This window comes from Secundilactobacillus paracollinoides (genome assembly GCF_001702155.1).
GTDB classification, from domain to species: Bacteria; Bacillota; Bacilli; order Lactobacillales; family Lactobacillaceae; genus Secundilactobacillus; species Secundilactobacillus paracollinoides.
Window position 1 is genome coordinate 2898348 of the sequence record NZ_CP014912.1, and the last position, 13318, is coordinate 2911665.

The 13318-nt window shown below is 48.3% G+C and carries 11 protein-coding genes and 1 pseudogene; 1 reads left to right on the plus strand and 11 read right to left on the minus strand.

The annotated features are described in order from the left end of the window. Nucleotides 1-11 precede the first annotated feature (11 nt). Nucleotides 12-374 (minus strand): Asp23/Gls24 family envelope stress response protein, encoded by a 363-nt coding sequence (locus tag AYR61_RS12665; RefSeq protein ID WP_054707069.1) that lies wholly within the window; start codon nucleotides 372-374, stop codon nucleotides 12-14. 847 nt (nucleotides 375-1221) lie between these two features. Here AYR61_RS12665 and rpmB point away from each other — a divergent pair. Next, nucleotides 1222-1407: a 50S ribosomal protein L28 gene (gene rpmB, locus AYR61_RS12670; RefSeq protein WP_065903325.1), complete on the plus strand. Its 186-nt coding sequence runs from the start codon at nucleotides 1222-1224 to the stop codon at nucleotides 1405-1407. A 209-nt stretch (nucleotides 1408-1616) separates the two neighbouring features. Here the strand turns inward: rpmB and AYR61_RS12675 are convergent, their stop codons facing one another. The 10 genes and pseudogenes from AYR61_RS12675 to rpoZ form a co-directional block, all read right to left on the minus strand. Further along, entirely contained in the window at nucleotides 1617-2264 is a 648-nt protein-coding gene (locus AYR61_RS12675) for a thiamine diphosphokinase (RefSeq protein ID WP_054707064.1), read from the minus strand. A gap of 1 nt (nucleotide 2265) precedes the next feature. Beyond that, nucleotides 2266-2916 (minus strand): ribulose-phosphate 3-epimerase, encoded by a 651-nt coding sequence (gene rpe, locus AYR61_RS12680; RefSeq protein WP_065903327.1) that lies wholly within the window; start codon nucleotides 2914-2916, stop codon nucleotides 2266-2268. A gap of 10 nt (nucleotides 2917-2926) precedes the next feature. Further along, nucleotides 2927-3820, minus strand: coding sequence for a ribosome small subunit-dependent GTPase A (gene rsgA, locus AYR61_RS12685; protein WP_065903329.1), 894 nt, complete (start codon nucleotides 3818-3820; stop codon nucleotides 2927-2929). Nucleotides 3821-3899: 79 nt separating this feature from the next. Further along, nucleotides 3900-5918 carry a Stk1 family PASTA domain-containing Ser/Thr kinase gene (pknB, locus tag AYR61_RS12690; protein WP_065903332.1) on the minus strand — a complete coding sequence of 673 codons (2019 nt, stop codon included), beginning with the start codon at nucleotides 5916-5918 and terminating at the stop codon, nucleotides 3900-3902. Beyond that, on the minus strand, nucleotides 5918-6661 hold the full coding sequence (locus AYR61_RS12695) for a Stp1/IreP family PP2C-type Ser/Thr phosphatase (protein ID WP_054707060.1): 744 nt from the start codon (nucleotides 6659-6661) through the stop codon (nucleotides 5918-5920). Before AYR61_RS12695 ends, pknB begins: the two co-directional genes overlap by 1 nt. A gap of 14 nt (nucleotides 6662-6675) precedes the next feature. Beyond that, a pseudogene (gene rsmB, locus AYR61_RS12700) lies at nucleotides 6676-8024 on the minus strand (16S rRNA (cytosine(967)-C(5))-methyltransferase RsmB). Then, nucleotides 8021-8968: a methionyl-tRNA formyltransferase gene (gene fmt, locus AYR61_RS12705; protein WP_054707057.1), complete on the minus strand. Its 948-nt coding sequence runs from the start codon at nucleotides 8966-8968 to the stop codon at nucleotides 8021-8023. The pseudogene rsmB and the gene fmt overlap by 4 nt, the downstream one beginning before the upstream one ends. A gap of 13 nt (nucleotides 8969-8981) precedes the next feature. Next, nucleotides 8982-11387 (minus strand): primosomal protein N', encoded by a 2406-nt coding sequence (gene priA, locus AYR61_RS12710; RefSeq protein ID WP_065903333.1) that lies wholly within the window; start codon nucleotides 11385-11387, stop codon nucleotides 8982-8984. 3 nt (nucleotides 11388-11390) lie between these two features. Beyond that, nucleotides 11391-12605, minus strand: coding sequence for a bifunctional phosphopantothenoylcysteine decarboxylase/phosphopantothenate--cysteine ligase CoaBC (gene coaBC / locus AYR61_RS12715; protein ID WP_156770489.1), 1215 nt, complete (start codon nucleotides 12603-12605; stop codon nucleotides 11391-11393). Nucleotides 12606-13104: 499 nt separating this feature from the next. Next, nucleotides 13105-13317, minus strand: coding sequence for a DNA-directed RNA polymerase subunit omega (gene rpoZ, locus AYR61_RS12720; protein ID WP_054707053.1), 213 nt, complete (start codon nucleotides 13315-13317; stop codon nucleotides 13105-13107). Nucleotide 13318: the final 1 nt, after the last annotated feature.

Consider the following 13318-nt stretch of genomic DNA (forward strand, 5'->3'; position numbering starts at 1 on the left):
TCCTCGCCCCACTAGTCAGCTAATACTTGAACACCCTGCACCGTAACGTTCACGGAATTTGCAGTGATGCCCAGCATCGTTTCTAAATTATATTTAACCTTTGACTGAACAGTTCGTGAGACTTCTGAAATTTTAGTGCCGTAGCTGACGATAATATTAACGTCAACCGCCACACCATTTTCTTCCTGACGCACAACAACACCCTTAGCGTAGTTTTCACGCTTTAAAATATCATTTACGTTGTCGCGAATCTGATTCTTGCTAGCCATGCCAACAACCCCATAGTTGTCAGTAGCAGCACCACCCACAACGGTTGCAATCACATCGTTGTCAATGTCGATCAAGCCATGTGGTGTTTTAATTTTAACGGCCATCTGAACGCAGCCTCCTTGTAGTCCTAGTCTTAACGATATTTTATATTAACACATGTTGGTGGGGATTAAAAATAAAGAGTGCGGAAAAAAGGCGCTTAAGGGGCGGCCTATAAGGGGTCTAACACCTAAAATCCAAGTTCGGGATTTTAGGTGTTAGACCCCTTATACAGGAGCCCCTTGCCTTTGGGAGCACGTTTCGACGCCATGAAGGCAACGCGCAAAGTGACAATGCCCTTAGAAAAAAATTAGACCGATGGAAACACAGACCTAGGTTCGTGTTCCAGCTGCTTAGCCCTGAATGCCTGGTGCCAAAAAGCCGAGCTAAGAATCCCCTCAACCTGCACCCAACACCAACACACTTTAGCTGTCAGCCATCTTGCCAACGAAAATCAGCTAAACTACCACCCTCAAAATCCGCTTTTCCGCATAAACTAGGTTTTAATATCCCCCAACATCACGACTATTATACCATCTTCTGTCGAAATGCCATCTTTGAATCACCGAACAGGACAACTCAACTGAAATAACCCACTGTTTCACAAAAGGACACCGTAAAAAATCTCAAAATCACTTGCCCGAATTCCTAAAATCGGTCATAATAGTAACATTCGGCAAAGAGCACAACACACCGTTATGACCTTTGCACAACGGACTAGTTTGAATACAGCTTTCATTGGAAAAGACCGCTAAATTTAAAAATTCTGAAACCCTATTATACCGGCAATTTTGACTGTCAAGTATTTCTACTTGAAAGAAAACTATTGCATTCCTAAAACGGGTATGATAAATTGTTTTAGTGAGCTTAAAGCAACGTATTTTAGATAAGTCTTGAAGGAGGATGTTACCCATGGCAAAAGATTTCATTAGTGGCAAGTGGACGCACTTTGGTAACAAGCGTTCTCACGCCCTGAACTCATCACGTCGTGCATGGAAGCCAAACTTACAAAAAGTTCGTATCTTAGTTGATGGCAAGCCTAAGAAGGTTTGGATCTCAGCTCGGACTTTAAAGTCAGGCAAAGTGACCCGTGTTTAATCAAAAAAGTTTGGCTTAGCCAAGCTTTTTTTGTTTGGTTTATTATTTTAAAACCATTAAAAAGCGCCCTAGTCGTTATGACTAGTGGCGCTTTTTTTCTCTATTACGGTTTGTGTTGGTTACGACACGGTCAATAAGGCTTGATTTCGTGTCACTATTTGACTTGGTCAATATGTGTTCGCAAGGCAGTGGCAGCCTTGCGAAACAGGCTAATCTTTAGACTGAATCACCGCCAACAGCCCACTTTCAAACGAAAACTGACCCGTCTCGCCCACAAACTCATTGCTTGCATACGATATTGGGTACGGCACATTCTCGTGATCGAGGGTGTACTTTTCGTCGACCAACGTCAGGCCATCCACCTTTTCGAGTGGAATAAACGCCAAATACTTCTTATCAGCTTCCTTTTTAATGGTGTAATCCCCTGGTAAAAAGAACGTGATCGTATTCGTTTGGTCAATGAAGCGAATCTGCGGGGCAAAGTCACGGTATCGTGGTTTTAATACCAGCCAGAGATTGGCTAGGAAATGGTCGAGTCGACCCCCCGTTGCACCATAAATATCCAACCGGTCGTACTGAAACTCCTTCAAAGCCACCGTAACGGCCAATTCAGTATCTGTTTCATCCTTTTCAGGAATGGCCTGACGAATGTCGCTAACCGCCGTTTTAACTTGGTGAAGCTCGTCCGCAGACAAGGAATCAAAATCGCCAATTGCCACCAATGGCGTTATCCCCATCTTAAGCAATCGCAACGTGCCGCGGTCAACCCCGATCCAATCACCACTGACCTTGCCAGCGGTGAGTTGTTCCGGCCATCCGCTGGTGGGTCCGCCCACAAGCAAGTTCAGATGGCTCATGCTACTTAGTCGCTTCCTTTAACGTTGCAACTTGGCCAGCAGGATCATCGGCATCAAAAATGTATGATCCAGCAACGGCAACGGTTGCGCCAGCATCGGCACAGGACTTGATCGTATTTGCCTTAACCCCGCCATCAACTTCGATGTCAAAGTCGTAGCCTTCAGTTTGCTTGAGCTGATCCAGTTGTTGGATCTTCTTTAACGTCTTAGGCAAGAATTTCTGACCGCCAAAACCGGGGTTAACGGTCATGACAAGCACTTGGTCTACCATGTATAACACCGGCTTGATGGCTTCCACAGGGGTGCCTGGATTAATCACAACTTCTGCTTTCGCACCCGCGTTCTTGATTAATTGGAGCGCCCGATGGATATGGGGTGTAGCTTCAACGTGAACACCAATGATATCAGCACCATTTTCAGCAAACTGTTCCACGTACCGTTCTGGGTTTTGGACCATCAAATGAACGTCCAAGGTCATCTTTGTAATTGGCCGAATAGCTTTTAACCAACCCGGACCATATGAAATGGCTGGCACAAAGTTGCCATCCATCACGTCGATGTGCAGGTATTCCGCACCGGCCTTGTCTACAGTTTCAATATTCTTTTGAAGATTTACGTAATCCGCACTCAAAATTGACGGTGCAATAATCATGAATCGTCCCTCATTTCTTATAATTTGGTTTCTGATTTTTCAAGGTTTGGTAGAGCAGCAAATAATTATCGTAACGGCTTTTCATAATTTCGCCGTTTGCGACCTGCTCTTTAACGGCGCAACCTGGTTCGTTCACGTGGACGCACCCCCGAAAACGGCAGTCAACTGATGCGCGTTTGAATTCCGGAAAGTACTGGCCAAGTTCTTTAGAGGTTAATGAGAACGCCTCGTACGAAGAAAAGCCTGGTGTGTCAGCGATTAGACCGTCAGCAACTGTCAGGAGCTGCACCCGCCGCGTGGTATGCTTCCCACGATTGAGGGCTGCCGAGATCTCACCAGTCGCAAGATCTAAGTCAGGCGCGACATGGTTCAACAGCGTCGATTTTCCAGCCCCGGTCTGACCCATGATGACACTCACCTTGTCCTTGAGCACGGCCTTAACAGCAGTGAGCGCCGCGTCGCTAAACGGTTCACGCGTCAAAATCACTTGGAACCCCGCCTTGCGATACCCTGCAGCTAAAGTGTCAAAGTTGGCCATCTCGGCATCAGTTAACAGATCCGTTTTCGTAAAGTAGATCACCGGTTCAATATTGGCAATCTCAAGCGCCAATAACTGACGATCCAACAAGTTCGTTGTGAAATCCGGCTGCTTAACTGCCGTGGCAACGATTGCCTGGTCAACGTTTGCGACTGGTGGTCGTTGTAACTGGTTACGTCGCGGCAATACTTCGAGAATGTACCCATCCTTGCCATCAGTTGCTTCAAACGTCACTCGGTCACCAACCAACGGGGTGATTTTACGGTTCCGGAAATTTCCCCGTGCTCGGGTCCGAACCGTCTCGCCATCGTCAGTCACCACATCATAAAACCCACTTAAAGATTGTCGAATTTGGCCTTCCGCCACATCAACGCCACCTCTCAAAATAAATTTAAAACCAGTTCCTCTATATTATAGAAGAACTGGTTTTAAATTGCAGTAACTATTAATGAGAATTTTTCGTCACGTTATTGTCAGATAAAATAACCTTCCCGTCGCGAACGATTTTATAACCACCACTCTTGCCGGATTCAACGGCAAATGGCAAGTTGACCTGCGTATCTTGTGCAATCGTCAACTGTTTGTAGACGCTGCGGTAGTTATGGTCTTGATCACGCAAATAGATCTGGACGACGTTGGTAGCTGAGACAGCACTTGAACTGCTGCTGCTCGTATCGGAAGAATCTGAACTGTCATCGGTGGCGTTGCTGCTTGAATCATCAGACGAAGCCTCAAATGGAATATCAACGGTCACACTGAACTCGTCGATCTTCGGCGTTGTCGGTTTTGGTCCCCGTGACAAGGTCACGACGATCGTTGTCCCTTCACTCACCAGACTACCTGCAGCCGGACTCTGACTGGTTGCCCGGTCCTTCTTTGCACTTGCGTAGCGGTAGTTAAAGGAAACGTTCAGGGATTCTTTGCTGGCATACGTCTGAATTTGAGTCTTCGTTTTCCCAACTAAGTTAGCAAGCGTAAGTTGCCGCTGACCCGCAGAAACGGTGAAGGTCACCGTGGTGCTGTCCGGGTCGATTCGGGTGCCAGACGTTGTACTCTGCGCCATGACAGTGCCAACCGCGACGTCGTTTGACGTTTGGTTCTGCCGTTTAACGGTGACGCCCTTCGCCCGCAGTACAGACGCTGCACGCGTATAGGACTGCCCAACGTAGTTACCGATTTTGACCAGTTTAGGGCCACTGGACAACGTCAGCATCACATTGCTCTGTGTCTGAACCGACTTCTTGGCTTTCGGATTCGTTTTGATGACCCGGCCCTTGCGGATCTGCCGACTCGTTTTGTGTGTCACCTTATTAACCGTCAAGTTCTTATCAGACAGTTTAGCCTTGGCCGCCGTTTCTGTCATCCCAGTCACATCTGGAACAGAAACATATTTTGGTCGTCCAAGCCAAAACGCAAACACCGTTCCAGCGACGAGAAGCAGGATCAGTCCAATAAGGACGGCCCACCACCGCTTGCGATGATGGCGTTTCTTCTTTTTGGGTTTGGCAACCTTGACCCCATTTTCATCGGTCTCATCCACTTTGTGAGCGGCTAATTCCGACTGCAATGCGGCTTTATCAAGCACTTTCGTTTCGCCATTATCTGAGTCGTGATCCGGCACAAACTTTGGCTCACTGGCACGCCGTGGTGAAAGTGAGGTTTCCAAATCATCCGCCATACTCTTAACGGTGTCATACCGGTCTTCAGGACGTTTTGACGTTGCCTGCAACACCACGTTTTCAAGTGCTTGCGGGATTCGGGGATCAAAGTCACGCACTGATGGAATCTCCGACTGAAAATGTTTGATAGCGATTGAAACGGCCGTCTCACCCTTAAACGGTACGGTTCCTGTCAGCATTTCATACAGAATAATACCCAGAGAATAAATATCAGACTGTTTTGTGGCCATCCCACCGCGGGCCTGTTCCGGTGACAGATAGTGGACAGAACCTAACACCGTGTTGGTTTGCGTCAATGAATTTTGTGACAGCGCAACAGCGATCCCGAAATCGGTGATCTTCGCCACGCCATTTTCATCCATCAAAATGTTTTGAGGCTTTAAATCCCGATGAATAATATTATGGTCATGTGCTACCCGCACAGCGGAGAGCACTTGCTCCATAATGTTGATGACTTCCTGATAAGGAATCGGAAAATGTTCTTGAATATAGGCTTTAAGATCCATCCCCTTCACATATTCCATCACCAGGTACTGCATGCCGTTTTCCTCGCCAACGTCATAGACGCTGACAATGTTTGGGTGCACAAGCTCTGTTGCCGCAAGTCCTTCACGCTGAAAACCCTTGATCATTTTTGGGTCATCACGAAGATCCAGCCGTAATAGCTTCACGGACACATCCCGGTCCAAGATCAGATCGTGCGCTAGATAAACGTTTGCCATGCCGCCCTCCCCCAGAGAACGGATGATGCGATAGCGCCCATTTAATGTATAGTTTGCTCGCATTAGTCAGCTACCCCCGATCCATTATCGGCGATAACCACCGTAATGTTGTCCAGACCGCCGGCTTCATTGGCCATGGCAATCAAGCGGTCACACTTGTCGATCAACGACTCGTGGCCCTTTAATACCGCTTGGATGTCATCATCACTCACCATGTTCGTCAGCCCGTCTGAGCAGAGCAGCACAACGTCCTTAGCATTTAATTTCAGGTAGTGCAAGTCAATTTGAACCGCATCCGTCACCCCTAAGGATCGCGTGATCACGTTTTTTTGCGGGTGCACTTTGGCCGCTTGCTTGGACAACTCGCCGCGCTTGACCAGCTCATTAACAAGTGAGTGATCCTCTGTTACTTGGTTAAACTTCTTGTGGCGTAACAGATACGCGCGACTATCGCCAATGTTGCCAACGATCAACTCGTTTGGTAACAGCAACGCCAGCACGATTGTCGTGCCCATCCCTTTCAGGTCCACAAACTGCTGGGAACGTTCGCGAATATTTGAATTTTCTTCATCAATTTGGGATTGCAGCCATGTCGAGGCGGTATCAAAGTCCGTTAACGTTGATTTTTCAAACGCGTGACCAAGGTGAAAGACCGCTATATCAGACGCAACGTCACCACCCTGATTACCACCGATACCATCCGCAATAATGGCTAACTTAACCCCAGTTTGGTTGGTAAACACCCCAACGTTATCCTCGTTGTCGGTACGCCGTTCACCAATCGCTGTTCGATAAGCAATTTGCATGTTTATGTCTCCGTTCACCGGATCCGTTTGAACTGGCTGATAAAGAACCCATCAGACCCGTAATCATCCGGATAGATTTCTAAATAATCTGTCTCACGGTCCGCTTTAAGATCATGAGCCGTGTGTACCCGCTGCGAAACAAAGTCGGGATGGGCGGCTAAGAAGGCTGCTACGACATCACGATTTTCCTGATTTAAAATTGTGCAGGTACTGTAAGTTATTATACCGTTAATTGTCACCTTGGTGGCAACAGCATTCAAAATTGCCAGTTGCACCTTGGCCAACGCTTCAGAGTCGCGTAATTGTTTTTCGTAACGAATTTCAGGTTTACGACGAACGAGACCGATTCCAGAACAGGGCGCGTCGACCAGAATTTGGTCAAATAGCCCATCCGCAAACATGTCATCCACTTTTCGAGCATCTAGTGTGACGGCATCGACCCGGTCGCTGACACCCATTCGCTTAGCATTTTGCGTGATCAGCCGAACCTTATGCTGATGAATGTCCAATGCAGTCACTTGTCCGCCGGCAGACTCGTCGACACTTTCAGCCAGTTGAACGGTCTTGCCACCAGGCGCAGCACAGGCATCTAAAATTTCCTGATTTGCCTTAACGTGCATACTCTCAGCAGGCAGCATGGCACTTTCATCTTGAATGGTGATATCGCCCTGCTTAAATAGTTCGGCGTGGTTAGCACAGGTTTGCCGTTAAGAACCAAACCGTTCTCACTGACTGCACTGGCTGTCACGTCATACCCATCCGCCTGAAGTTGCTCAGTTGCCTGGGCCACCGTCAACCGCGTTCTGTTGACACGCACCGACTGGTTAGCGGGTTGGTTGATCACCTTCAAAATGGCCTCAGTCTTCTCAGCACCCCGCTGATCCAACAGAGAAGTGATCAGCCATTCTGGTACGGAATACTGAGTGACCCACCGTTGTGTTTGGTCCGTGATCTCAGATGGATCCGGCAGACCGCTGCGATCCATCTGGTGTAAAACGCCGGTCACAAAACGTCGAATGCCTTCATGACCGCGTTTTTTAGCAATATCAATTGTTTCGTTAAAAATGGCGCGCTTAGGCACCCGTTCCAAATATTGCCACTGGTAAATGGCCGTTTCAAGGAGCACCTTGACCCAGGGTTGAAGCTTATTTGGTTTTTGAATAAATGGCTTCAGCTGGTAATCGATCGTTAATTGGTGTTGGATCACACCGTAAACGATCGTCGTCAACAAACTAGCATCGCGAGGATCAAGGTGGGTGTCATCCAACATCTGATTTAATTGCAGATTTGAATAAGCGCCCTTTTGAATGCGCATCAGCGCAGTCACTGCAAGGGAACGCGGATTTGTGTCTGGTGTTGTCATAGGTCAACCACCTGCTCGCCGATCGTTAAGGCGTCCTCTGTACCGTTTAAATAGTCTGTAATGGTCTGTTTTGGTTTCCCCGCCGGTTGTAACTGGTTGATCTGAATCGTGCCGTGGTGACCAGTTGAGAGCACTAGCTCGTGCTTGCCGCGACGGACAACCTTTCCTGCTGATAGATCCGTTTTTTCATCCAAAACCGTGACGTCCCAAAGTTTCGTCCGGATACCAGCCAGGACGATATAGGACGATGGAAATGGCCGCAATCCGCGAATCTTAGCATCGACGAGTTCAACGGGTAAACTGAAATCGACTTCTTCTTGTTCTGGCTTAATGGTTGGTGAAAAGGTCACTTTACCTTCATCCTGCGCAATAGGTGAAATATCGCCACTCAAAATATTAGGAATCGTTGCTAACAGCAGGTCGCGACCCAAAATACTCAGCTTATCAAACATCGTGCCAACATCATCCGTTTTCTCGATTGGAATTGCCTGTTGACTGATCACGTCACCGGCATCCATCTTCTTAACCATATAAATGATCGAGACACCTGTTTCATCATCGTTATTCATCACCGCATAGTGCACTGGTGCACCGCCGCGGTATTTCGGTAGCAGGGACGCATGAACGTTAATTGCGGCCACCTTGACTGAATTCAATAATTTAGTCGGCAAAAACTGCCCAAACGCTGCAGTGACAATAAGATCCGGCGCAATATCGATCACCTGTGCCATTTCAGGACTGCCGCTAATTTTTTCGGGTTGCAGTACCAAAATATCATTGGCAACAGCGACCTTTTTGACAGGTGAGGCAGTTAACACATGTTTCCGGCCAACTGGTCGGTCTGGCTGGGTAACAACGGCCTTAACGTCATACCCGGTGTCCACAAGGGACTGTAAGATCGGGGCTGAAAATTCGGGCGTCCCCATAAATACGATTGAAGTCATCGCAATTCTCCTTTTACATAAAACTCATTGGATTATTATCGATTGCAATCTGCAATCCTTTTCGATTCTTTTGTGCTTGATTCAGTAGATTAAATAAGAGCGCCGACAATTGCGGCTCCTGCTTATACTTGATCACTAATTGATAGTAGTACCGCTTATTCACACGAGCAATTGCGCTTGGCGTCGGGCCAAGGACAATCGCACTTTGACTCATCCCAGCTTGTAATTGGGCGGCAATTTGATGAATGGCAGCCGCCGCAACCCGTTCCTCAACGTCACTGGCTGTCACCTTAACCGCAAAATAGTACGGCGGATAGTTGCCCTGGTGCCGCAATTTCATTTCGGTCAAGAAAAACCGCTCATAGTCCTGCGACTTCGCCAGTTGAATGGCATAGTGCTCCGGATTATACGTTTGAATAAAAACCTGACCTGGTTTTTGTGCCCGGCCGGCTCGCCCGCTCACCTGAGTCAACAGTTGGAATGTGCGCTCGCTCGACCGAAAATCGGGTAGGCTAAGCGCAGTATCGGCGTTCAACACGCCAACTAATGTCACATCGGGAAAATCCAGTCCCTTCGCAATCATTTGTGTCCCCAGCAGGATATCCGCTTCGTGGTTGCCAAACTGTCGCAAAAGGCGCTCATGAGCACCCTTGCGCCGCGTGGTATCCACATCCATTCGCAAGATTCGAGCTGTTGGTAACAGTTGTTTGAGTTCTGTTTCAACCTTTTGCGTCCCCGTCCCATAGTAGCGAATATGGTGTGAATGACAATTTGGACAAATTTGAGGAATTGGCTCCTCATGTCCGCAATAGTGGCATTTCATACTGTGGCTGTCCATGTGAAGCGTCAATGAAATATCACAGTTTGGACACTTTAAGACAAACCCGCAATCACGACACATCACAAATGACGAATAGCCGCGGCGATTAAGCATCAAAAGCGTCTGCTCACCCTTGGCTAACCGGTCGTTCACCGCCGCCATTAGGGGAGAAGAAAACGTACTTTCAGCATGTTTTTGCAGTTCCTGCGTCATATCCACGATCGTGGCTTCAGGTAACGCTTGTTGGTTAACTCGCGTTGGCAACAGTAATCGCTGATAGCGATTCTTCTGCGCCCTTGCACGACTCTCCAAAGATGGTGTTGCACTCCCCAATACAACTGGGCAGTGGTGATAACGACTACGCCATAACGCGACGTCGCGGGCGTGATACCGTGGATTGTCGTCCTGTTTATAACTCGCTTCGTGTTCCTCATCCATGATGATGATGCCGATGTTGGTCAGTGGCGCAAACACTGCAGACCGCGCGCCAACAACGACACGAGCTTCGCCACGGTCGATTCGCCGCCACTCATCAAACCGTTCTCCGGCCGACAACCCACTATGTAGCACGGCAACTTGTTTACCAAAGCGTCCTCTGACCCGGCCAACGATCTGCGGCGTCAGGGAAATTTCTGGGACTAACATCAGGGCATTTTGCCCCTTTTCAAGTGCATTGGCGATGGCTTGCAGATACACCTCCGTCTTGCCACTTCCCGTCACACCCTCAAGAAGAAATGTTGTGTCTTCGTGGTCATCCGTTGCGGCACAAATGGCACTGACTGCTTTTTGTTGCGCCTCATTCAGGTGCAACGGCCGAGTCTTATCGACCGCCCGACTCAACGGGTCGCGATACACTTCCGCTTGGAACCGCGTCAGCCAGCCCTTTTCCGCAGCATTCTTAATGACGGTACTCGTAATGCCGAGCGTTTTCTCCAGCGCTGGTTGGCTGATAAGGTCCGTCTGGGTCACTAAATAATCTAATAGGTCAGCCTGTTTGACAGCAGTTATCCGAAGTTGTTGCTTGGCTTCCTGTAGTTCAGCCACACTCATTGCCGGCTTCACCATTGTCACTTGTTTGACATGGCCCTTACTTTTCACTTCGTAGGTTACCGAGATCTCATGTTTCCGATACAAGCCCATCAGTTCATTAAGTTGGGCAGCCGGTAATTTATCCGTCAGCTCAATTTTTTCCTGCTCGCCAAAAAGTCGTTTCTTTGAGGCCGGATCTAAGTCCGAATTAGGTGTCGCCCAGCGTTCATAAGCAGCTTTCAAGGCGTTTGGCAGCATCGTCAATAACACGGTGATAGTAAACGCAAAAGTCGTTTTCGCCAGCCAATCAGCCATCGCCAATAACTCTTTATTCAGAACCGGACTGAGATCCATGACGCTATCGATCGTTTTTAATTCGTGGGTCGTGGGTACTTGCTCGTGCACCTGCCACACAAATCCCTGAACCTTTCGACTGCCATTTCCAAAGGGCACGATCACGCGCATTCCCGGCAGTAAGGGCGTTGTCAGCGCAGCAGGAATCAAATATGAATACGGCGTGTTCGTTTGCATCGTTGGCACATCAACAATGACTTCTGCAACCTGAGACATGACTTACCCCTCTTTTGAATCAACTAACCGTTCTAATTCGTCGACGATAATGCCTGCCACTGCCGTTTTAGAGACTAGGGCAGTTGTCACGGGCGCCTTATTCTTGCTCAAAATCGTGACTTGATTTGTATCCCCATTAAACCCAACGCCAGGTTGGGAAACATCGTTTGCGATGAGCAGATCAAGCGCCTTACTGGTCAACTTCTTAGTTGCGTTAGCGATTAAATTTTGTGTTTCTGCAGCAAACCCAACGGTCAGTTGGCCTGGTCGTTTAAGGGTCGCTGCCGTTTTTAAAATATCCGTTGTTTTCACGAGTGACAGCGTCATTTCATCGTTATCACTCGTTTTTTTGATTTTTTGTGTCACACTTGTTTTTGGTCGAAAATCTGCGACGGCGGCTGCCATCACTAAAATATCTGCCTTAGGAAAATGCGTCGTCACAGCCTCCGCTAACTCTTCCGTCGTCGTAACGGGCACCACGTGGGTCCCGGTTGGGGCGGCAAGCTTTGTTGGTGCTGAGATCAGCGTCACATCAGCCCCTCGTGCCACCAATTCGGTTGCTAACGCGTACCCCATTTTACCAGAAGAGTCATTTGTAATAAACCGAACGGGATCAATTCGTTCGCGAGTTCCCCCGGCCGTGACCAGCACTTTTTTACCGGTATACACGGTTTTAGGCCGCGACAACAGTTGGAGTTCAGCTAGAATCGTTTCTGGTTCTGCTAACCGGCCCTGACCGTTGTAGCCCTCAGCAAGAAACCCAGTGCCCGGGGCCACAAAGTGCACACCGTCAGCTGTTAATGCAGCAAGATTTCGCTGCACAGCCGGTTGATTTAACATGTGTTCATTCATGGCCGGCGCCACCAAAATGGGCGCAGTCGTCGCCATCAGGGTGAGACTTGCCATATCATCCGCGATGCCGTTTGCAAGTTTACCAATAATATCTGCACTCGCGGGTGCGACGACAGCGTAATCCGTCCAGTCGGCTAATTCAATGTGATCAACTGCAGTTGGTGTCTTACCATTAAATACTGACGTTAAAACTGAATTTTTAGACAGCACTTGAAAACTCATCGGGGTAACAAACGCCTGGGCTGCGGGTGTCATCACCACACGAACGTGCGCCCCCGCTTTTACTAACAAGCGGGTTAAGTAAAGAGATTTATAGGCAGCAATACTGCCCGTGACGTAGAGTGCCACATTTTTATCGTTTAACATGCTGATGCCTCCGTTAGCCTTGTTAGTATCCATTGTACCAAGAAATGCGTGCGGGGCACAGTTCTAAGAATGATGAATACGACTTCTTTTCAGAAAGCCAATCCCTGTGCTGTTAATGGGAGCTTAATTACCGGACGGTTTCAAAGTGAATCACCCAACCAATGCAGTTCATCATCGCAATTTATGGCAACCACCGCCACAGCTTTGTTTAATACTTTGGATGGCCCGCCCACTAGCTTTTGTGCTTAAAAAACGGAGCGGCCCTGACAGATATGTCGGCCTCTCCGTTCTCATGTGTGTGATGCTTTTGCGGGTTTCATTTTTTCGGTAGTGGTTGTTTGCCTTGAACTTGGATGTTTCGTTCTTGGCGACGTTGCCGAAACGCGTTTCACAAGGCAGAGGGCTCCTGCATAAGCCAACTCTGACACAAATGCCAAGTTCAGGCATTTACGTCAGAGTCAGCTTACGCTCCGCCCTCTAACCGCCTTGTTCCACGCTATTAAATCGCCTCTTCGTTATCCGGGTCAATCATAACCTTACCGGCTGCAATTTCTTCCAGTGCCCGGCCAATGGTCTTTGGCGACTTGTAGTCGTCCAAGAGTGGCTTTGCGCCAGCGTCTAATTCGTGTGCCCGCTTGCTTGCTAGCATAATTAAAGAGTAACGTGAATCAACACGTTCTAGTAAATCATCAACTGATGGGTAAAGTAACATA